20 protein-coding genes are annotated in these 21,091 nt (G+C 67.8%); 9 read left to right on the top strand and 11 right to left on the bottom strand.

Annotated elements, in window-relative coordinates; translation table 11 throughout:
• Positions 1 to 176: 176 nt before the first annotated feature.
• The gene (locus J9611_RS11435) at positions 177 to 584 is read right to left on the bottom strand and encodes a nuclear transport factor 2 family protein (RefSeq protein ID WP_211880250.1); all 408 of its coding nucleotides are present in this window, start codon (positions 582 to 584) and stop codon (positions 177 to 179) included.
• A 158-nt stretch (positions 585 to 742) separates the two neighbouring features.
• Between J9611_RS11435 and J9611_RS11430 the strand changes: the two genes are divergently transcribed.
• A complete protein-coding gene (locus J9611_RS11430) occupies positions 743 to 1,204 on the top strand; it encodes a MarR family winged helix-turn-helix transcriptional regulator (protein WP_211880247.1) in 462 nt (153 codons plus the stop codon).
• A 300-nt stretch (positions 1,205 to 1,504) separates the two neighbouring features.
• Here J9611_RS11430 and J9611_RS22745 read toward each other — a convergent pair whose 3' ends face one another.
• From J9611_RS22745 to J9611_RS11410, 4 genes are all read right to left on the bottom strand, one after another.
• Positions 1,505 to 2,005: a DUF4158 domain-containing protein gene (locus J9611_RS22745; RefSeq protein ID WP_211880245.1), complete on the bottom strand. Its 501-nt coding sequence runs from the start codon at positions 2,003 to 2,005 to the stop codon at positions 1,505 to 1,507.
• Positions 2,006 to 2,011: 6 nt separating this feature from the next.
• Complete coding sequence (locus J9611_RS11420) at positions 2,012 to 2,746, bottom strand: type IV toxin-antitoxin system AbiEi family antitoxin (RefSeq protein WP_211880243.1); 735 nt, start codon at positions 2,744 to 2,746, stop codon at positions 2,012 to 2,014.
• Positions 2,747 to 2,848: 102 nt separating this feature from the next.
• Positions 2,849 to 4,525, bottom strand: coding sequence for a DUF349 domain-containing protein (locus J9611_RS11415; protein ID WP_211880242.1), 1,677 nt, complete (start codon positions 4,523 to 4,525; stop codon positions 2,849 to 2,851).
• A gap of 62 nt (positions 4,526 to 4,587) precedes the next feature.
• Positions 4,588 to 5,400, bottom strand: coding sequence for a peptidylprolyl isomerase (locus J9611_RS11410; protein ID WP_211880240.1), 813 nt, complete (start codon positions 5,398 to 5,400; stop codon positions 4,588 to 4,590).
• A 291-nt stretch (positions 5,401 to 5,691) separates the two neighbouring features.
• Here J9611_RS11410 and hisS point away from each other — a divergent pair, with 291 nt between their 5' ends.
• The 3 genes from hisS (at position 5,692) to J9611_RS11395 (ending at position 9,819) form a co-directional block, all read left to right on the top strand.
• Positions 5,692 to 7,050, top strand: coding sequence for a histidine--tRNA ligase (hisS, locus tag J9611_RS11405; protein WP_211880239.1), 1,359 nt, complete (start codon positions 5,692 to 5,694; stop codon positions 7,048 to 7,050).
• 116 nt (positions 7,051 to 7,166) lie between these two features.
• Positions 7,167 to 8,960, top strand: a complete 1,794-nt coding sequence (gene aspS, locus J9611_RS11400) for an aspartate--tRNA ligase (protein WP_211880238.1) — start codon at positions 7,167 to 7,169, stop codon at positions 8,958 to 8,960.
• A gap of 70 nt (positions 8,961 to 9,030) precedes the next feature.
• Positions 9,031 to 9,819, top strand: a complete 789-nt coding sequence (locus tag J9611_RS11395) for a GNAT family N-acetyltransferase (RefSeq protein ID WP_211880237.1) — start codon at positions 9,031 to 9,033, stop codon at positions 9,817 to 9,819.
• A 101-nt stretch (positions 9,820 to 9,920) separates the two neighbouring features.
• Here J9611_RS11395 and J9611_RS11390 read toward each other — a convergent pair whose 3' ends face one another.
• The 6 genes from J9611_RS11390 to J9611_RS11365 all read right to left on the bottom strand — a co-directional run bounded on the left by J9611_RS11390 (position 9,921) and on the right by J9611_RS11365 (position 15,291).
• Entirely contained in the window at positions 9,921 to 10,082 is a 162-nt protein-coding gene (locus tag J9611_RS11390; protein ID WP_211880236.1) for a hypothetical protein, read from the bottom strand.
• A 34-nt stretch (positions 10,083 to 10,116) separates the two neighbouring features.
• Positions 10,117 to 11,526, bottom strand: coding sequence for an MFS transporter (locus J9611_RS11385; RefSeq protein WP_246527680.1), 1,410 nt, complete (start codon positions 11,524 to 11,526; stop codon positions 10,117 to 10,119).
• 40 nt (positions 11,527 to 11,566) lie between these two features.
• Entirely contained in the window at positions 11,567 to 11,866 is a 300-nt protein-coding gene (locus tag J9611_RS11380; protein ID WP_211880291.1) for a Dabb family protein, read from the bottom strand.
• A 1-nt stretch (position 11,867) separates the two neighbouring features.
• On the bottom strand, positions 11,868 to 13,559 hold the full coding sequence (gene chcC1, locus J9611_RS11375; protein WP_211880235.1) for a 4-oxocyclohexanecarboxylate 2-dehydrogenase: 1,692 nt from the start codon (positions 13,557 to 13,559) through the stop codon (positions 11,868 to 11,870).
• 76 nt (positions 13,560 to 13,635) lie between these two features.
• Positions 13,636 to 14,397: an SDR family NAD(P)-dependent oxidoreductase gene (locus J9611_RS11370; protein WP_211880234.1), complete on the bottom strand. Its 762-nt coding sequence runs from the start codon at positions 14,395 to 14,397 to the stop codon at positions 13,636 to 13,638.
• Between the two features lie 108 nt (positions 14,398 to 14,505).
• A complete protein-coding gene (locus J9611_RS11365) occupies positions 14,506 to 15,291 on the bottom strand; it encodes an IclR family transcriptional regulator (RefSeq protein WP_211880233.1) in 786 nt (261 codons plus the stop codon).
• Positions 15,292 to 15,424: 133 nt separating this feature from the next.
• Between J9611_RS11365 and chcC2 the strand changes: the two genes are divergently transcribed.
• The 5 genes from chcC2 to J9611_RS11340 form a co-directional block, all read left to right on the top strand.
• Entirely contained in the window at positions 15,425 to 17,152 is a 1,728-nt protein-coding gene (chcC2, locus tag J9611_RS11360; RefSeq protein WP_211880231.1) for a 4-oxocyclohex-2-ene-1-carboxylate 5-dehydrogenase, read from the top strand.
• A 37-nt stretch (positions 17,153 to 17,189) separates the two neighbouring features.
• The gene (locus tag J9611_RS22495) at positions 17,190 to 17,960 is read left to right on the top strand and encodes an IclR family transcriptional regulator (RefSeq protein ID WP_211880229.1); all 771 of its coding nucleotides are present in this window, start codon (positions 17,190 to 17,192) and stop codon (positions 17,958 to 17,960) included.
• A gap of 228 nt (positions 17,961 to 18,188) precedes the next feature.
• The gene (locus J9611_RS11350; protein ID WP_211880227.1) at positions 18,189 to 19,451 is read left to right on the top strand and encodes a cytochrome P450; all 1,263 of its coding nucleotides are present in this window, start codon (positions 18,189 to 18,191) and stop codon (positions 19,449 to 19,451) included.
• The gene (locus J9611_RS11345; RefSeq protein ID WP_211880226.1) at positions 19,444 to 20,775 is read left to right on the top strand and encodes an NAD(P)/FAD-dependent oxidoreductase; all 1,332 of its coding nucleotides are present in this window, start codon (positions 19,444 to 19,446) and stop codon (positions 20,773 to 20,775) included. Before J9611_RS11350 ends, J9611_RS11345 begins: the two co-directional genes overlap by 8 nt.
• A partial coding sequence (locus J9611_RS11340; protein WP_211880224.1) for a 2Fe-2S iron-sulfur cluster-binding protein occupies positions 20,772 to 21,091 on the top strand: 320 nt, incomplete at its 3' end. The genes J9611_RS11345 and J9611_RS11340, both read left to right, overlap by 4 nt.

Raw genomic sequence — 21,091 nt, 5'->3', positions numbered from 1 at the left:
GGACTCCAGCCGGATTGACAATCGCACAACGGGAACGTCAACGGACTGCCACGTCAGTACTTTCCCAAAAAGATGCGCCCCCAAGTGACACCTGAACAGGAGGCGGCACCCGGCCGTTCCGTCCAGGACGCTGCCCGGGCGGGGCAGGGCGGCGGTGGGGTCCTCAGCCCGATGCCCTACGCCTGGGGTGGCCGCGCCATGATCGGGCTCAGGTGCACTCCCAACAGGAGCCAGCCGCCATCTGGCTGCCCGGAAGGCGCGGACGGGACGGCAATCAGCGACACCCTGAAATTCCCGTCGTTGCGGTGGCCCTGGTACGTAGTCCGCTGGCGCTGGATGCCGATCCCCACAGCGACCCCATCGTGGATACGCCAGTCCAGCTCGGCCAACTCGAAGCTCTCGTTGACCAGGCCATTGGCAAAGCGTTCCATCCACTGGTCCCGCCGCAGCACAAAACCCGCCGGTCCCACGCCGGCGAAATCCGGGGCCAGCATCGTGTCGAGTTGCTCAACGTCTCCGCCGGCTTCGGCCCGCGATATGGCTGCCACGAGGCTGTCCAGCTGCTTTTGAGTCGTGTCCATCATCAAGTCCTTCCATTCTTGTCCGGCCGGAAGCCAGAGCCTCCGGCCGGCTCCGTTCTTCCCGCAACAATGCGTTCAATCGGCGCCAATACGTTAAGGTTAGAATTCGAATCGTTAGATGTCAATCGATTAGAAGACTAACGTTCTGCTATTCTGTGACTATGAAACCGACGCAGGAGACGCTGGGCATCACCCTCGCCGCCGCCGCCCGGGATGCGAGCAGGGCCTTCGATGCCGCACTGCAGTCCGCGGGGGGATCCCGACCGGTCTGGCTGGTGCTGATGGCGCTCAAACAGCACGCCACGGCCAACCAGCGCGAAATTGCCCAAAAAGTAGGCATCCAGGGTGCCACCCTGACGCATCACCTCAACGCGATGGAATCTTCGGGGCTGCTGAGCCGGCGCCGGGACCCGCACAACCGCCGGGTGCACATCGTGGAGCTGACCGAGGCCGGGCACGCCATGTTCTTGCAGCTCCTCGGTACCGTTACTGCTTTCGACAAGCGGCTGCGCGACGGACTGGATGAGGGCGACATTGCCACCCTGCGGCGGCTGCTGGCAGTCCTGCAGCATAACGTGGGCAGCTCTGCCGAAGGCACAAAGGTACCGGCGCGAAATGACTAGGATTCCCCGGCTGACCCCGATCTGGCGCAAGACCGTACTGGTCCTGCACATCGCCGGCGGCGTCGGCTGGATGGGGCTCGATGCCAGCCTCGTCATCCTGGCAGCCACCGGCCTGACCACTGCAAACGGCCGGACTGCCGCGTCCTGCTACACCGCCATCGGACTGGTGGTGCCGCCCGCCGTGCTCACGCTGAGCCTGACCATGATGGCCACTCCCCGCCACCGTGGCCCTGCCGGACGCAGTGGCTTCGGTGGGCGACGCGGCTGTGCGTGCGGCCCTGGGCGCGACTCCGGTCCAGCTCATGTTCCCGCCGGTGGTGTCATTCCTCCGTTCAAACCCCAGTCCGCGCCGTCGGCCGAATTGGACCTTGGCTCGACCGTGTGGCCGATACTGGTGCGCCGTTTTGGTCCTGTCGCGCTCGGCGCCGTCGCTGTACTGGCGCTCGTCGTCTGGCTGGCTCGCCGATGCCGTCGGCGATCGCCCACTGGTGCTCGAACCGAGTCTGCTTCCGTTCCACGTACCGCTTCACACACGACGGATCCGCCACACCTACCTGCACCGCAAAAAACCACAGCGGTTGGAACATCCACGGGATCATCCAGGAAAACACCCAGATGACGAACAGTCACAAGCTGGAGTCCGAACCCGAGCCGGTTGTGGTCGCCCCTCCGGTTCGCCACCAGCTCGCGATCCAAATCATCGAGGAAGAAAAACCGCGCCAGGACCGGCCGGTCCGGAGCTTCATGCGCATACCGCCCGTACGCCGCCTCTTCGGGAGCCGTTAAATGCTCACCAGCCATGCTCTCTCAACGATCGACGCTGGCAATCGTTGCGATCGATTGATCCTCAGCGCTACTTTCCGCGGAATGGCCCTCGACCCCCGGAAACAGCGCGGCGAGTTTCTCGAGCGCGGCTTTCTTGTGCGGCACCCGCGGGCTCGCCTCCACGGCCAGCTGCAGCAGGCGCACCCGCACGTCCAGCTCAGGCCTCGCGAGCATGGCACCGAGCACCGGCAGGGCACGCTCGGCTTCCACATGCAGGGCGATGTCCAGCGCCGTCCGCAGCGGGCTGGATACCATCAGTCCGCCCAGGCTCACGACGTCGAAGGGCCCCAGCCGCACCTCGTGGAAGGTGCACCCGCGGGTTGACCTGAGGCTGGAAATCCTCCGGTTGGCATCCACCAGCAGGGCCAGGCGGTCCGGCTCATGGGCGCAGCCGTAGATCCAGGCAGCCGTCATCCTTCCGGCCACGATGCGCTGCCGGATGGTCACGGGAATGGCGCAGGCTGCGGCGCGGGCCCGGAGCTGCGGCGTCGGGCGCGTTCCGGGCGGCAGGTACCCGCGCTGATACAGCTGCGTCAGCACGCCGTCGGACGCCATGGCCTGCAGCTCCGGCCAGGAGAAGAGCGCGCCGGGGGAGTAGAGCTCGTGCGGGGACGGGTCAGGCGGCGACGGAACCGGCGTGAGCGTAACAGGCCCGGGCCGGACAGATTCACGCGGAGGAGGGGTGCGGGGAGCAGGTGTGCCGGACAGGAGGACCATTCCGCCATCGTGCCGCGTCCCCGGAGAAGGGAACAGGCCCCGCCCCGGTCATGTGGATAACCGGGGCGGGGCCTGCTGTTGGTTCCTGCGGATTGTTTCCCGCTACGCGAGCTCGCTTGCCGACTTCTCCAGCTGCTCCAGCCAGGCCTGGCGTGCCTCAAGGGCTTCCTGGGCTGCCTTGATCTTGCGCTGGTCGCCGGCCTTCTCGGCCTTGGCCAGGTCCTCCTGGAGCCCGGCAATGGCCGACTCCAGCTGCGTCAGGGCGCTGTTGGTGCGGGCCTTCGTCTCCGGGTTCGAGCGCTTCCAGTTTTCATCCTCGGCGTGGCGGACGGCGTCCTCCACCTTCCGCAGCCCGGCCTCGATCCGGCCCATGTCGGCGCGTGGAACCTTCCCGGCTTCTTCCCAGCGGTCGCGGATGGACTGGAGGGCCTTCTTGGCGGCGGCGAGGTCCTTGATGGGCAGCAGTTCGTTCGCTTCCACCAGCAGGGCCTCCTTGACCGTCAGGTTGGCACCGTACTCCTGGTCGATCTCGTCGTTGGCGGCCTGGCGGTGGGTGAAGAAGACATCCTGGGCTGCCCGGAAACGCGCCCACAGGGCGTCGTCGTCCTTGCGGCTGGCGCGGGGGGAGGCCTTCCAGTCATCCATCAGGCGGCGGTACTCGCCGGCGGCGAAGCCCCAGTCGGTCGAGGCGGACAGGGCCTCCGCCTCCGCGATCAGCTTCTCCTTGGCAGCCTTTGCTGTCGAGTTGTTGCTGTCCAGCTGCGAGAAATACGCGCGGCGGTGCCGGTCGAAGACCGTGCGGGCGGCGCGGAAGCGCTTCCAGAGGGTGTCCTCGTTGCTGCGGCCCAGTCGGACTCCGCTTTTCTGCGCGGTCTTCCAGCTCTCGAACAGCTCGTTCATGCGGGCGCTGGAGGTCTTCCACTGGATCTGGGCCGGGTCGTGGCCGGCGATCTCCTCGGCCTCGGCCACGATCGCCTCGCGGGCCGCAAGTTCGGCGGCACGGACGGCGTCGTGTTCGGCCTTTTCTGCTTTTTCAAGATCGCGGACCTGCGTGGCCAGCGTATCGAGGCGGGCCTCAGCGGAGCGGAGATCGCCAACTATGTTCCGCTCGGCCAGCTGCTCGCGCAGGTGCGTGACGGTCTTCTGCATGTCCGTCGTGGGCGCCTTGGAGTTGACGCGCTGTTCGAGCAGGACGATCTGTGCGACGACGTCGTCGTACTTGCGGGCGAAGTAGCCCAGGGCCTCGTCATTGCTGACGCCCGGGTACTGGCCGACGGAGTGCTCCGTGCCGTCAACGGTCAGGAACACGTGGCCGTCGCCTTCGACGCGACCCCAGCGGGCAGCTTCGGCCAGCGAGGCCGCGGAGGACACCGTTGCCGGGGCCGGGGCGGCCGCTGACGGGCCGGCCTTGGGCCGGGCCGCGAAGGCTGCCGGTGACGGCGCGGGGCGGCTCGCGGGAGTGGGAGCCGGTACAGGGGCGGGCGCCGGCGTGGGAGCGGGGGCCGCTTCTGCGGCCGGTTCAGCCGGCTCGGGAGACCCGGCCGCTGCTGTCACAGCCTCCGCCGTAGCCCTGGCGCCGCCCTGGGCCGCAGGTGCGCCCTCAGGTGCGACGTCGGGTGCCGCCGTGGGCGCCGCGGCGGCAAGTGTGCCTGCTGCACTGCCTGCTGCACTGCCCGCGGCACTGCCTGCGGCCTCGCCTTCGACTGCCGCCACGTCGGCTTCGGTCTCGTTGGCAACTGCTGCTGCCAATGTTTCGTCGGATTTCTGACTGTCTGTCACCGCTAGAAGTCTTTCGCTTGGAGGGAAATACCGGGACCGTGGCCACCAGGGCCCCCGTTTGGTTACTTCAGAGAGAACGAGTCTATCGTGACTGGTTCCACAGGTGCGCCGTCTGTGGCGCTACCGCCCGGCTTCAGGCCGGCCGCGGCGATACCGGTGACGACGTCGAGCCCGGCCGTGACCTTGCCCACCACCGTGTAGCCGCCGGCCGCGTCAGCCGGAATGACGGTGTCCTTGTACACGATGAAGAACTGGGTGCCGTTGCCGTTGGCGTTTCCGCCGGTCCTGGCGACGGCGATGGTTCCGGCCGGGTAGTTATTGTCCGGCGGCGTGTTTTCCAGCGGACCCCAGGTGTAGGACGGATCGGAACTGCCGTCGCCGGCCTTGGAACCGCACTGCAGGACGCCGAAGTTCTCGGCCGTGGTCAGGCGGTGGCAGCTGACGCCGTTGTAGAAATTCTGGTCCGCCAGGGACTTGAAGACGGCGGCTGCCTGCGGGGCCTTGGTGCCGTCCAGTTCGACGCCGAGCGTCCCGCTGTTCAGCCTGAGCTCGCCGGTGAACGTCTTGCCCGCAGCGGTTTCCGGCTTGGGGATGTTCTCCCCGTTGGCGGCCGCGGGGGTGGCCGACGGCGTGGCCGACGCGGAAGGGGCCGCCAGGTCCGCCTGGGCGGCCGCGAATTGCTCTTCGGTGGGGTTGGCGGAGAAGACCGTCAGCTGGAGCACGAGGGCGAGGGCTATGGCCGCCGTGCCGGCGCCGGCGGCGAGGACGTTGTCGCGCTTCCGGCGTTTGTCCTGCTCCTTGCGCAGCTCACGTTTTGCCTCCATCTGCTGGATGCGCCGCTTGGCGTCGCGGGCGCTCCTTGAACTGGCCGCCAAAAGTCCTCCTGGTTGTAAGGCTGAACCCGTGGCGGGCCCGGGGGCGCCGTCGCGGAACAGCTGCATAGCTGCCGGCAGCAGCGCAGCGCGGCCCCGCATTAGAGATGCAGGCGCCGAACGCATAAACTGACTGCCGCACACAGTTTATGCACGACTGGCCGGTCTGCCGCCGTTCTGTCTCCGTTTCGTACGCTTCGTTTCGGACACTTCTTTATCGACACTTCGTGCCGGAAGGAGTGCGGTGCGGGACGCAGCCGGAACCGCCGTTGTTACCTTAGGAGAAAATCCCCCATGGCACGCACAGCCTCACTGTCAGGATTCCCCGAGTGGCTTCCCGAGGAACGGCTGGTGGAGCTGCATGTGCTGGACACGCTGCGTCGGATCTTTGAACTCCATGGCTTCTCCTCGATCGAAACCCGGGCCGTGGAAACGGTGGGCCAGCTGCTGCGCAAGGGCGAAATCGACAAAGAGGTCTATGGGCTGAGCCGGCTCCAGGATGACGAAGAGGAAGCGGCCGGCGATGTACGCACGGGGGGGAAAGCCGATCCGCACGCCCTGGCCCTGCACTTCGACCTCACCGTGCCGTTCGCCCGCTACGTCGTGGAGAACGCGGGCTACCTCGCCTTCCCGTTCCGCCGCTACCAGATCCAGAAAGTCTGGCGCGGCGAGCGCCCGCAGGAGGGCCGCGCCCGCGAGTTCACCCAGGCGGACATCGACGTCGTCGGCGACGGCGAACTGCCGTTCCGCTACGACGTCGAGATTGCGCTCGTGATCGCCGAAGCCCTGAACGCCCTGCCGATCCCCGACTTCCTGCTCCGGATCAACAACCGCAAACTGGCCGAGGGGTTCTATACCGGCATCGGGCTCACGGACACGGCCGGGGTGCTGCGCAGCATCGACAAGCTCGAGAAGATCGGCCCGGCCAGGGTCGCCGAGCTGCTCAAGTCCGAGCTGGGCGCCACGGACGAGCAGGCGCAGGCCGCACTGAAGCTCGCCTCGATCCGCACCGGGGACACCTCCTTCGTGGCGCAGGTCCGCGCCCTGGGCGTCAGCAACGGGCAGCTGGAGGAAGGCCTGAACGAACTGGAGCAGGTCATCGCCGCGGCCGTCCAACGGGCCCCCGGCAAGGTGGTCGCGGACCTGAGCATCGCCCGCGGCCTGGACTACTACACCGGAACAGTTGTGGAAACCGTGCTGGTGGGCCACGAACAGCTCGGCTCGATCTGCTCCGGCGGGCGCTACGACGCCCTGGCCAGCAAGGGCAGCCGCAAGTTCCCCGGCGTCGGACTCTCGATCGGCGTGACCCGCCTGGTCTCCCGGATCCTCAGCCAGGACCTCGCCACGGCCTCACGCTCCGTCCCCACCGCCGTGCTCGTGGCGCTCACCAACGATGACAGCTGGGGCGCCGCGCAGGACGTCGCGGCGGCGCTGCGCGGCCGGGGCATCGCCACCGAGGTCGCGGCCAAGGCGGAGAAGTTCGGCAAGCAGATCAAGTTCGCCGACCGCCGGGGCATCCCCTTCGTCTGGTTCACGGACGACGACGGCAAGCACCAGGTCAAGGACATCCGCTCGGGCGAGCAGACCGACGCCGATCCGGCCAGCTGGACTCCCGCGGAGGAAGACCTGCACGTCCGCGTCCTGAAGGCCTGAGGCGGGGGAGGCGGGAGGGGCCTGTCCAGCGGGTAAACTCGAACGGGATCGTTCCCGCAGCGATCCTATTGAACATGAGTTCTGATTTCCCTCTGTCTTCTTCAGAAAGGCGTGCTGTGCTGCGCACACATGACCTCGGATCCCTTCGCTCCGAGCACATTGGACAAACCGTAACCCTCGCCGGCTGGGTCGGCCGGCGTCGTGACCACGGTGGTGTCGCATTCGTTGACCTCCGCGACGCTTCCGGCGTCGCCCAGGTCGTCGTCCGTGAAGAGGAAGTCTTCCACGGCCTGCGCAACGAGTACGTGCTGCAGGTCATCGGCACGGTCTCCCGGCGCCCCGAGGGCAACGGGAACCCCGCGCTGGCCACCGGCGAGATCGAGGTCATGGCCGAGAAGGTCACCATCCTCAACACCTCCGAGCCGCTGCCGTTCCAGATCGACGAGCACGTTGAGGTCGGCGAGGAAGCCCGCCTCAAGCACCGTTACCTGGACCTGCGCCGCCCCGGCCCCGCCCGCAACCTGCGGCTGCGCTCCGAGGCCAACCGGGTGGCCCGCGAACTGCTCCACCAGGACGGTTTCGTCGAAATCGAAACCCCCACGCTGACGCGTTCGACGCCGGAAGGCGCCCGTGACTTCGTCGTTCCCGCACGCCTCGCACCCGGCTCCTGGTACGCGCTGCCGCAGTCCCCACAGCTGTTCAAGCAGCTCCTGCAGGTGGGCGGCTTCGAGAAGTACTACCAGATCGCCCGCTGCTACCGCGATGAGGACTTCCGCGCCGACCGCCAGCCGGAATTCACCCAGCTCGACATCGAAGCCAGCTTCGTGGAGCAGGACGACATCATCCGCCTCGGCGAAAGCATCGTCAAGGCGCTGTGGAAGCTGATCGACGTCGAGATCCCGACGCCGATCCAGCGCATCACCTACGCCGACGCCATGGCCCGCTACGGCTCGGACAAGCCGGACCTGCGCTTCGGCCTGGAGCTGACCGAGCTCACCGAATTCTTCAAGGACACCAACTTCGGCGTCTTCAAGGCACCCTACGTCGGCGCCGTCGTCATGCCGGGCGGCGCCTCGCAGGCACGCCGCGCCCTCGACGCCTGGCAGGAATGGGCCAAGCAGCGCGGCGCCAAGGGCCTGGCCTACGTCCTGTACAAGGAAGACGGCGAACTGGCCGGTCCCGTGGCCAAGAACCTGACCGACACCGAGCGCGCCGGCCTGGCCGGTGCCGTCGGCGCCAAGCCGGGCGACTGCATCTTCTTCGCCGCCGGCGAGAAGTCCCCCTCCCGCGCCCTGCTGGGGGCCGCCCGCGTCGAGATCGGCCACCGCACCGGCCTGATCAACCCCGCGGACTGGGCCTTCGTGTGGGTCGTGGACGCGCCCATGTTCGAACCGGCTGCGGCAGCCGTGGCGTCCGGCGACGTCGCCGTCGGCGCCGGCCAGTGGACCGCCGTGCACCACGCGTTCACCTCGCCGAAGCCCGAGTTCATGGACAGCTTCGACAAGGATCCCGAGTCCGCGCTGTCCTACGCCTACGACATCGTCTGCAACGGCAACGAAATCGGCGGCGGCTCCATCCGTATCCACGAGCGGGAGATCCAGGAGCGGGTCTTCGAGCTGATGGGCCTGGACAAGGCAGATGCCCAGACCAAGTTCGGCTTCCTCCTCGAAGGCTTCAAGTTCGGCGCCCCTCCCCACGGCGGCATCGCCTTCGGCTGGGACCGCGTGGTCGCGCTGCTGGCCGGTGTCGAGTCCATCCGCGACGTCATCGCCTTCCCGAAGTCCGGCGGCGGCTACGACCCGCTGACCCAGGCGCCGGCGCCGATCACGGCCCAGCAGCGCAAGGAAGCCGGCGTCGACTTCAAACCGGAAGCCAGGAAGGCCGAACCGGCAGTCCAGAAGGCCGAGTAGCCCTCACGGCTGGGCACCAGGAGGCTGCCCGGGAAACCGGGGAGCCTTCGGCGTTGGAAGGAAGGATGACATGGCGGATCCGGCAGCGGGCCTCGAGGCGCTGATGGACGCCGCCTGGCCGGCCGCCGAGCGGCAGGACGACGGCGGCTGGGTGCTCCGCGCCGCCTCCGGGGTGACGCAGCGCGCCAATTCGGTGTGGCCGCGCCACGAGCCCGGAGCTGCCCCGCACGGGCGGCACGCTGCCCTGCGCGGCGCCCGGCTCTGGTACCGGACCCGCCGTCTTCCGCTGATCTTCCAGGTCTTCGATGACCCACGCTACGAAGCGCTGAATGCCCTCCTGGATGAGGAAGGGTTCACCCGGCAGTCGGAAACACTGGTGCTGGTCCGTGACGCCGCACCGGCTCCGGAGGAAGCACCAGCCGGGGGCGTTGAGGTCTCCGACCATCCTTCGGAGGAATGGCTGCGGCTCTGGTGGAGCATCGACGGCCGCGGCGGCGACGCGGAGCTCGCCGTCGCCCGCGGGATCCTGGCCGGCTGCCCCGCGCTGTACGCCCTGATCCGGGACGACGACGGCGTGCCGGCCGCCGTCGCACGGCTCGCTCTTCCCCCCATGGAGCCCGGCTGGGGCGGGCTGTACTGCCTGGCGACCCGGCCGGATGCCCGGCGGCGGGGCTACGCCGCCCGGGTCATGGGGGCCCTGCTGCGCGCAGGCACAGTCCGCGGCCTGGCCGGCTACTGGCTGCTGGTGATGGCCTCCAGCGCCGGTGCCCGGGAGCTGTACGCGCGGGCCGGGTTCCGCGAAGCGGGCCGGTACCTCTACCGGCAGGAGCGGCCCAAGCGGCATCTGACCGGCTGCTGAGCACCGGAGCCGTGAGGAAACGCCGACGGCGCCGGCCGCACCCGGGCGAGTCGGGGGCGGCAGGCGCCGTCGGGCAGCCTGGCGCAGTTTGGCAGTGTGCCTCAGGCGCCTTCGGCCTCATAGTGGAGGCCGAGCCAGGGCGAGGCGGTCAGTTCCCCGCCGTCGGAAGGATCAGCCGTGGGCTGGCAGACTGCTGCCCCCTGCATGCCGGCCACGTGGATCGGCCAGTGGCGAGGGTAAGAGGTCTGAGGTCTGCTGGGCATGAACACGTGCATCTCCTTCGATAGGCCGGCTGATTCAGGGAAGCTGGATGGCCGGCCGCGCCAGCTCTTGCTCTGGATCTTGCGCTCGTTCTTGCTCTTCGAGCAGGTTCCGGCGCCGGGCGGTGCCTTCCAGATACGGTGCGCCCAGTTCCTGGATCGGCGTCTTGAACGTCTCCCGGGAGTAGAAGACCGATACGGCTGCGATGAGCATGCAGACCGTGGCGAAGATTGCGACGGGAATCCAGCCTGTCACACCGGGGGCCAGCAGCAGGCCGGCGATCAACGGGGCGAATCCGGCCAGGACCAGACCGAGCTGGTTGCCCATCGCCATGCCGGTGTAGCGCACCGGGGCGGCGAACTGCTCGGCGAAGAACGAGGGCCAGATGCCGTTGAATCCCGAGTACAGCACCGTCATGTTCAGGAACGCGGCCAAGAAGACGAGCATGATGTTGCCCGAGGACAGGGCCAGGAAGTACAGGAAGATCGTGATGGAGCAGCCGATCGCGGAGGCCAGCAGCACGGGACGCCGGCCGATCCGGTCCGACAGCTTCGCGGCGAGCGGCATGGCGAACATCGACAGGCCGATCGCGACGGCGTTGACGGTCAGGATGGAAGCCCGGTCAAAGCCTGCGGTGGACGTGGCGTAGGCCAGGCCGAAGACGGTGAAGATGGTCTGCATCACGGACATGATGGACGTTCCCACGACGCGCAGCACGTCCGGGCCCTGGAACTTGAGCACTTCCTTGACCGGCATCGGAGCGACCTGCCGGCGCTCCTGGGCTTCCTCGAAGACCGGGGTTTCATCCAGGTGGGTCCGGACCCAGTAGGCGATGGCGAGGACCACGATGGAGAGCCAGAACGGGATGCGCCAGCCCCAGCTCATCATGGCTTCCTGCGGCATGGCCGTGACCGGAATGAAGACGAGAGTGGCCAGGACCATGCCGGAGGCGTAGCCGGTCATGACGAAGCTGGTGAAAAATCCGCGCCTGCCTTCGGGCGAGTGCTCCAGGGTGAGCGTGGAGGCGCCGGCAGATTCGGCTCCGGCGGAGAAGCCCTGGGCCAGCCGGCCGGCCACCAGCAGGACCGGGGCCCAGACACCGACCTGCCCGTAGCTTGGCAGGAAGCCGATGCCGAGTGAGGCCAGGCCCATGATGCCCAGCGTGAGCAGGAGGATTTTCTTGCGGCCCAGCCTGTCGCCGAAGTGGCCCATGACCAGCCCGCCGACCGGCCGCGCCACGTAGGCGACGCCGAAGGTGGCAAAGGCGCCGATCAGGCCGATGGCGGGGTCGGCGGACGGGAAGAACAGGTGCGGGAAGACGAGGGCGGCCGCGGTTCCGTAGATGAAGAAGTCGTAGTATTCCAGGGTGCTGCCCAGGAATGATGCCAGGGCTGCCTTCCCGGGAGTCTTGCGCGGGGCCACGGAGGCATTGAGTGCGCTTTGCATGGGGTTCTCCTTAAGACTGCGGTGTCTTGGTGGAAGCCGGTTACGGAGCCTGGAGGTGGAAGTCCACCGAGAGGATCTGCTGGCTGTTGGGGAATGAGTAAGCCTTGAGCGGCTCGTGCAGCGGGTGCGTGTTGTACACCGCGATGTCCTCGACCTTGTCGAAGTCCGCCACGATGGCGTAGTCGAAGGAGCGCCCGGTGTCGAGGACGTCCGGGCCGTGGGTCAGGTTGACCATGCCGGGGATATTGCCGGTCATTTTGTTGAGTCCGGCGATCCAGGCCTGCTTGTCGGCGGGCGGGAAGTCCGGTTTGAACTTGAAGAGTACGGTGTGGCGGATCATCTCAGGCACCCACCAGTTCGGCGTCTGACTCGGCTGACCGGGCGCCGGCCGCGGAGCCGGAGACATAGGCCGGATCCTGGCCGGCGATGGTGCGTCCGGCGAGGTAGCCCATGGTCATGATGGGGCCGAGGGTGGCGCCGGCGCCGGGGTACCCCGCGGCGTAGGCGTTCTCGGTCGTGTTGCCGGCCGCGTAGAGGCCTTCGATGGGCTGGTTGTCCACGTCCAGGACGCGGGCGCGCCCGTCAGTGGCGACGCCGCCGTTGGTTCCGAACGCGCCGTTGACCACCTCCATGGCGTAGAACGGCCCGCTCTGCAGCGGCCCCAGGGACGGGTTCGGGAACGGGTTCCCGTCGTCCCCCCAGTACTTGTCGTACGCGCTTTCACCGCGGCCGAAGTCGGGATCCTCGCCCTTGACCGCGAACTCGTTGAACCGGGACACCGTCGCGGCGAGGTTCTCCGCGGGAACATTAATCTTCGCGGCGAGCTCCTCAAGCGTCGCCGCCTCAGTCAGGTAGCCGGGCGTGGGCTGGCCGGCGCGGTGGGCCAGGATGCCGTAGCGCTCCAGGTAGGTGTGGTCGACGATCACGTGGGCCGGCGTGTTCAGGGTCTGGTTCCCGGCGGAGTCCCAGGACTGCAGGGAGCGGGCCAGGTCGTTGTAGTTCTGCGATTCGTTGGCGAAGCGCCGGCCGTGCCGGTTCACCATCAGCGATCCCGGGCCCTGGCGCTCGAAGCGGAGCAGGGTACCCACGGGCTGCCCGTCGCGGGTGTCGCCGGTGATGGACATCGGGGCCCACCAGGCTTCACGGGTGCCGCGGGTCTGGCCGCCAATGCGCTGGGACATCCGCAGCCCGTCGCCGGTGTTCGAGGGCGGCGAGCACATCGTGTACAGCCGCGACGCCAGCAGCGAGCCGGCGAGTGCCTTGTCCCATTCGAAGCCGCCGGTGGCCAGCACGACGCCGTCGTTCGCCCGGATGACCTCCCCGGTTTCCAGTTCGACGCCGGCCACCCGGCTCCCGTTGGTGACGAGGCGGTGTCCGCGTGCCCCGGTGACGAGGGCGGCGCCGTCGCGGACCAGGCTGGCCAGGAGCATGGACACGAGGGCCTGGCCCTTGGCCACAAGACCGTCGGCCTGGCGCCGGTTCAAATCATCCCAGGGGAACTTGGTGAACGCGCCCCAGGTCTCGTATTCCTGCATGGTGAACGGGGCACGGCCGTCGGTGCGGACGTGGGGAGTGAGCCCGCCCAGGGCTTCCTTGCTGTTGAACAGTTCGGGTTCCACCGTGCGGCCGCCCTGCATGGCGCCCGGCAGGTCCTGGCGGTAGTCCGGGAAGTTGTCCAGGAAGATGAAACGGACGCCGCATTCCTCTTCCACGAACCGGAGCATCTGGTCCCCGTAGTCCAGGGCTGCGTCGAGGAGTTCCGCACGGCCGCGGCCACGGGCCACGGCGCGCACATATCCGGCGGCCGCTTCCTTCGAGTCTCTGATTCCTGCTTCACGGGCGTGGTGGTTGTCGGCCACCCACAGCATGCCGCCGGAGACGGCCGAGGTTCCGCCCAGCAGCCCGCTTTTCTCGAGGACGACGACGGACTTGCCGGCGCGCGCGGCGGTGGCGGCCGCGGTGAGGGCGCCTGCCCCGGAGCCGACAACGACGACGTCGTAGCTCCCGGATGCGGATCCATTAACGAATTTCAAGGTGTTGCCTTTCAGGAAGTGTGCGTTCGACATGTCCGCCGTGCGGCTGCAGCTGTGCGGGCTGGATCAGCCTGCATCAGACGGCGGTGTAGCCGCCGTCGATCACGAGTTCGGAGCCGGTGGTGAAGCGGGATTCGTCCGAGGCCAGGTACAGCACGCCGTAGGCGATCTCGTCCGGTTCGCCCTGCCGGGGCAGCGGGTTCGAGCCGACGAGCTGCTTGTAGTACTCATCGGAGCCGATGTCGGACTGTTCTGCGGAGCGGCGGCTCATCCTGGTGTTCATGGAACCGGGGTGGATGGAGTTCACCCGGATGCCGTGGGCGCCGTACGCCGCAGCATCCGATTTGCTCAGCAGCCGGACGGCGCCCTTGGTGGCGTGGTAGAGCGGGACGTTCCTGCCGCCCGTGATTCCGTGGATCGAGGAGAAGTTGACGATGCTGCCGGCGCCCTTCTCGATCATGCCGGGGACGACGTACTTGGTCATCAGCCAGACGCCCTTGACGTTGACGTTGAAGATCGTGTCGAAGTCCGAGACGGAGGCGGTGTGGGAGGCTCCGGCCGGGCCGATGATTCCGGCCGCGTTGACCAGGATGTCGGGGGCGCCGAGGTCGCCGGTGACACGGCGGATGGCGTCCGCGACGCTCTCCTCGCTGGTCACATCGACGTCGTACTCGCTGATGTTTCCGTGGGTGACGGCGGCAGGAATGCCTGCCACGTCAAGACTCGCGACCTTTGCGCCGTGTTCGGCAAGCAGGGCTGCGGTGGCACTGCCGAGGTCGCCCCGGCCGCCGGTGACGACGGCGGTCTTGCCGGCGACCCGGCTGTGTGCGTTGTTCATGTTCTCTGCTCCTCATGACTCCTGCAGCCCGTTGCTGCGTCTTAGCCAGAGTGGCAGTGGAGCTGTGACCGGTCACACACGATTACCGATGAACGGGAACAGAAACTCTCAGTGGCTCTGCCGGAGGGCGCCCTTGAGCTCGCCGCGCCAGCCCAGGGCCCTGGAGATACCGCGGGCGGCCGCCATCAGGACCGGCACGCGGGCGGCAGTGTTGTCCTCGTTCCGCGGCACCACGACACTCAGTGCCGCGACGACGGTGTTGTCGGGACCGAAGACCGGCACGGCAATGCCGCTGGATTCCGGCACGATCACCCCGGGCATGGCGGCGAAGCCCCGCTGCCTGATCTCGGCCAGGTGGCGGCGCAGCACGGCGGGATCGGTCAGGGTGGTTTCCGTGTATTTCGTCAGGGGCCGGGACAGGATTATCTCCTGGTAGGCCGCCGGGGAATTGGCCAGCAGCACCAGGCCGGAGGATGTCGCATGCACCGGGAGGCGGCCGGCGATCTTGGTGATGTCCACGATGGTCCCGGCGGAGCCGATCCGCTCGATGTACAGGACCTCATCGGAATCCAGGATGCCCAGGGTGGTGGAGTGCTGCACGACGGCCTGGACGTCCTCCATGAACGGCAGCGCGGCCTCCCGCACGCCCAGCATCTTGGATCCGCGGGACACCAGCTCCCACATCCGGGTGCCGATGTGCACGTCCCCGCCGGGTTCGCGCTCGAGGAGGCGCTCGAGCAGCAGGTCATTGACCAGCCGGTACGTGGTGGTGACAGGAAGGCCCGTGCGGCGGCCGAGTTCGGCGACGCTCATGGACTTGTGCCGGTTATCGAAGGCGCTGACGATTTTCACGAAGCGTCCGATGATCGACTCGCCCGATGCAGAGTTGGCCAAACATCCTCCTCCGGATTCCCACTCAATGGTAATCCTGCTCACGCCGGACCCGGTCACCGGCTGTACTGGGGGTTTAGCATTCCACCCCGGTTGCGGCGCTGATGCGTGCGGCCGACTGAACGGAGCAAAAAGCATGAGTAAGACCACGAGCGGGACTGTCTGTGATGTCCTCGTCATCGGTTCCGGTGTGGCCGGCATGGCCGCAGCGTTGAAAGCCGCTTCGCAGGGATTGAGCGTGATCGTTGCCGAGAAGGACCAGTACTTCGGCGGCACGACGGCGATTTCCGCCGGCTGGGCCTGGGTCCCCGGCAACAAGCAGGGTGTGGAGCAGGGCGATACCCGCGAGGAAGCGGAAACGTACCTGAAAAACCTGGCCCCGGAGACGTTCAACGAGGCCGGCGTCCGGAACTTCCTGGACACCGTGCCGGAAGCCATCTCCTTCTTCGAAAACGAGACCGAGGTGAAGTTCACCTACCCGGAGAAGTCGCCGGACTACAAGATGGACCTGCCCGGGGCAAAGCTCTCGGGACGGGCGATCCTGCCGCAGGACGTCGACGCGCGGGTGCTCGGGGACAAGCGGCTTTTGATGCAGCCGTACATGAGCTCCTACACGGTCTTCGGCTACATGCCGCAGGTCGGCCCGGACATCAACGAGTTCTTCCATGTCAACCAGTCGGTCAAGTCGTTCGTCTATGTGGCCAGGAAGCTGCTCCGGACGTGGGTCGACGCGGCCCGCTACCAGCGCCCCGTGCTGCGTTCCAACGGCAACGCGCTGATGACCCGGATGGTCAAGAGTGCCGACGACCTGGGTGTGCGCCTCTGGAATTCCTCGCCGGCCCTGTCGCTGACCCGCGACGACGCCGGCACCATCACGGGGGCGGTTATCGGGGGAGACCATGCCGCCACCGTGACGGCACGCCTCGGCGTCATCCTCGCCGCCGGCGGTTTCTCCGGGAACAAGGAACTGCGGAAGCAGTACTTCCCGCACGACGCCGACGGCGACGACCACTTCACCCCGACGCTGGGCCACGGCGGCGACGCCGCCAACCTGGCGATCAGCGCCGGCGGGCACATCGACAATTCGGTCTTCAGCGTGGGTTCCTGGGCGCCGGTGACCGTCTTCAAATACCTCAACGGCAAGCAGCGCCTCTTCCCGCACCTGCGGGCCATCGGCCTTCCGGGCCTGATCGCCGTCGACCGCCACGGCCGGCGATTCGGCAACGAGGCCCTGAGCTACCACGACTTCGGCGGGACGATGATCGGGCACAACAAGGACGAGGCCAAGACCTTCGGGTATGTGATCGGCGACGCCAGGACGATGCACAAGTACGGGATCGGCTATGCCAAGCCCTGGCCGATGCCGCGCGGCTACTTCTACAAGACCGGCTACCTCGTCAAGGGGGACACCCTCGAGGAACTCGCCGGCAAGCTCGGCATCGACGCCGAGGGCCTTAAGGCGACCGTCGCCGGGTTCAACCCGTCGGCCGAACGCGGCGAGGACCCGGCCTTCGGCCGCGGCTCCACGCTGTACAACCACTTCCGCGGCGATATGGAGCACAAGCCGAACCCGAACCTCGCCCCGGTCGGCACGGGCCCGTACTACGCGGCGAAGATCCAGATGGGCGATCTGGGCACCTTCGCCGGCATCGGCATCAACGAACGCTCCGAGGTCATCACCGAAGAGGGAGCCGCGGTTCCCGGCCTGATTGCCGTCGGTGCGGCAGCCGTCAGCGTGTTCGGCGGCGGCTACCCGGGCTACGGCTCACACATCGGCCCGGCCCTCGTGTTCGGCTACCGTGCCGGACGCGACGTCGCCAGGCTCGCCGCCGAACGCGGGATCACGCGCGCGGCCGGTGCCTGAGGCGGGCGTCTGAGCAGGCAGCGCAGGGGGCGTCACCGTGGCTAATTCCCCCACGGGTGAATCAGTGATCAGCCGCGTCGTGCGGCTGATGAGTGCCTTCGACCGGGACCTGCCCACGATGACGCTTTCCGGCCTCGCCCGGCGCGCGGACCTCCCCCTGACCACCGCCCACCGGCTGGTGGACGACCTCGTCGCGCATGGCCTGATCGAGCGGCTCCCGGACGGGAACCTGCGGTCAGGGATGCGGATGTGGGAACTTGCCGCGCGGGGGTCGAGGGCCCTGAACCTCCGCGAAGTGGCGCTGCCATATATGGAAGACGTCCAGGCCACCGTGCACCAGCACACCACGCTGGCCGTGGTGGACCACGGCACGGTGCTCTATGTGGAGCGGCTGTCTTCGCCGGACTCCCGGCTGAACGCGGCGCACATCGCCCAGAGGATGCCGATCCATGCGGCATCCTCCGGGCTGGTGCTGCTCGCCTTCTCTTCCCGCGGGTTCCAGGACCAGGTTCTCTCCCGCCCCCTGGAGCAGGTGGCGCCGGACACGATCACGGATCCGGCGCTGATCCGGAAACACCTCGCGGAGATCCGGCAGCGCGGCTATGTCGCCATCCCGGGTATCGGCGTCACTGAATGGACCGGGATCGCCGTGCCGGTCTTCGGCCCGGGGGATACGATCGCCGCCGCCCTGAACGCCATTGTCCCGCGGGATGAAGCGGACGTGCCCTTCACCGTCCCGGCGCTGCTGACCGCGGCCCACGGCATCTCCCGGGCGCTCAAAGCCGCCGGGGCAGTGCCCCGCCGATAACCGGCGTCGACACGTGCCGGTACCGGCGTCGACGTGCGCAACGGCCCACTCCGGACTTTCACAACCGTTGAACGGAAGCCCTATGGGGCCGCAGGGGAGCAACCGGCATTCTGGGTTGAGACATAGATCACCGTCCAGGCCGGCGGGAGTTCCCACCCCGCCGGGCCGGAGGATCTGTCTCCTCCGCTCAATCCCTGTCCACCGTCCCCGTGCTCCGAAAGAAGGACAATGATGTCTGCCGCCACCACAGAACGCCCGACCCAGGCAGTAGGGCTGCCCGCGTACTCCCATGAACTGGCCTGGCCCGAGGGAATGGCGCCGTTCAAGGTCGTCGACGACGGAACGCAGGGCGACCCGTACGCGCACTACGAATGGATGCGGGAACACGCCCCGGTCCTGCGCGCCGCATCGCCGGTATCGGATGTCTGGTTCATCTCCCGCTATGACGACGTCCGCAAGGCCATGCGGGCCCCCAAGGTCTTCTCCTCCCAGGTGGTGGACCCGGTGCCGCTGACCTTCCTGACCCTGTTCGATGCCCCGAACCACACCCGCCTTCGCCAGGTCGTCGCGCAGGCCTTCACGCCGAAGGCGATCGCCCGCTTCGAGGAGCGGGTCCGGGAAAACGCCCACAAGTACCTTGACCCGATGATCGCGGCCGGTGGCGGCGACGCCGTCGATGACTACGCCATTCCGCTGAGCATGTCCACCATCAGCGCCCTGCTCGACGTGCCGGCGTCGGACTTCGAAAAGATGAAGTTCTGGTCCGACGAGACCTTCAGCTACTTCGGCAGGCTGGCCCGCAACGCCCAGGGGACGGGAACCGACGAACAGAGCACCTTCGAGTTCTTCGCGTACCTGCTGGACAACATGGAGCGCCTCTACCGCGAGGAAAACGAGTCCGTGGGCGGCCACATCGCCCGGATGTGGAAGGACGGCCTGCTCAGCGAGAAGGAAGCCAAGGAACTGTGCGCCTTCGTTTTCGTCGCCGGCCATGACACCACCACCATCCTGCTCGCCAACGCCTTCCGCGTCTTCAGCGAACAGCCCGGACTGCTGGAGCGGATCCGGCAGAACCCGGCGGACGCGAACCTTTTCGTCGAGGAACTGGCCCGCTTCCGCGGCACGGTGCAGCGCGTCAGCCGCAAAACCACCGAGGAAGTCGAGGTTGCCGGGGTGGGAATTCCTGCCGGCGCCATCGTCCGGCTGCTGCCCGCCGCCGCGAACAGGGACAGCAACAAGTACCCCGACGGCGAGACCTTCGACATCGACCGGAACACCGACGGACACCTCGGCTTCGGCCACGGCGTTCACAGCTGCCTCGGCGCCCCGCTGGCCCGGCTCGAAACTGTAGTCACGGTGGAACTCCTCGCCGCCAAGCTGGGCTCCCTGACCCTCCACCCGGACAAGCCGATCGAATACGTCCGCGGCAACAACCTGACCAACTCGGGACCGGAACACCTGCACGTGGAACTGGAGAAGTTCAATGCCTGAGAAGCAGCCCACGGAAGCCCAGCATCCGATCGTCATCATCGGTGCCGGCCACTCCGGCGTCGCCGTCGCAGCGGGACTGCGGACCCGCGGCTGGGAGGGAGGCATTCTCCTGCTCGAGGCCGAGAAGGAGACACCCTACGAACGCCCGCCGCTGTCCAAGGAACTGCTGAAGGCCAGCGCGCCGGACCAGTCCACCGTGCTGCGCAAGGAGAAGTTCTACCAGGACAAGCGCATTGACCGGCTGGCCGGTCTCACCGTCGACGCCATCGACCGGCCGGGCCGGACGGTGCTCCTGTCCGACGGCAGCCGCCACGGCTACCACCGGCTCGTGATCGCGACCGGTTCGCGTGCCAGGGCCCTGACCGTTCCCGGCGCCGGCCTCCCCGGGGTCCAGGCGCTGCGGACCCGCGACGATGCCCTCGACCTCAAACGCGTCCTCGTCCCCGGCGCCCGGGTCGTCATCATCGGGGCCGGGTACATCGGACTGGAAGTCGCGGCCGCCGCTGCCGCGAAGGGTTGCGAGGTCACGGTCCTCGAGTTCCAGGACCGCGTGATGAGCCGCGTGACCTCGGAACCGGTGTCCCGCTTCTTCGAACAGCTCCATGAACAGAACGGGGTCCGCTTCGTCTTTGGCGCCGCGGTCACCGCCGTCGAAGGAGCGGAACGGGCCGAACGCGTCGTCACCGCCGACGGCACCGTTCACCCGGCCGACGTCGTGCTGGCCGGGATCGGCGTGGTGCCCAACCAGGAGCTGGCCGACGGCGCCGGACTCCAGTGCCAGGACGGGATCCTCGTGGACGGGGACGGACGGACCTCCGGTGCCGGAATCTACGCCACCGGCGACGTCACCCGCTTCACGAGCGCCACCGACGGCGCCAGCCAGCGCCTCGAATGCATCCAGAACGCGCTGGCCCAGGCGGACCGGGCCGCCGCACACATCACCGGCCAGGCCCCCGCGGAGGCGGAAATCCCCTGGTTCTGGACCGTGCAGCATGGCGTCCGGCTGCAGACCGCCGGTGTCCGCCACCCCGACGACGACGCCATCGTCCGCGGCACCCCGGAGGACGGCAAGTTCTCGGTGGTCTATCTCCGGAACGGGCGGCTCGCCGCCGTCGACACCATCGCAGGCCTGTCCGACTTCCGGCCGGCCAGGAAACTGATCGCCCAGGGGGCGCGGATAGACCCCTCGCTCGCCGTCGACCCCGGCACCGCCCTGGCTGACTGTGTTTTGGCTGACTGTGATTTGGCTGACGCCGGTTTGGCTGACGCCGCCCTGGCTGACGCCGTGATCCCGGCAGCCCCGAACGCAAAGGAACTCCCATGAGCAACAACAAACTCCTCGTCATCGACCGCGACGGCGCGAGCCATGACCTCGAATGGGAGCCGGACCAGACCATGATGGAGGCCCTCCGGGACAATGACCTGCCGGTCCTGGCCTCCTGCGGCGGCACCGCGTCCTGCGCCACATGCCACGTCTTCCTCGAGAAGGAAGTCTTCGACACCCTGGCCGAACGCAGCGAGGACGAACTGGAACTTCTCGTCGAGGCCGAAAGCTACCAGGAATGCGGCTCAAGGCTTTCCTGCCAGCTCGGCTTCAGAGAGGAACTCAACGGGGTCACCGTCACGCTGGCGCCCGAGGA

Origin of the sequence: Pseudarthrobacter albicanus, from assembly GCF_018224015.1 — a bacterium.
Classification (GTDB): domain Bacteria; phylum Actinomycetota; class Actinomycetes; order Actinomycetales; family Micrococcaceae; genus Arthrobacter; species Arthrobacter albicanus.
The sequence above is the reverse complement of the archived record's forward strand: the minus strand, read 5'-3'. Positions and strand labels throughout refer to the sequence as shown.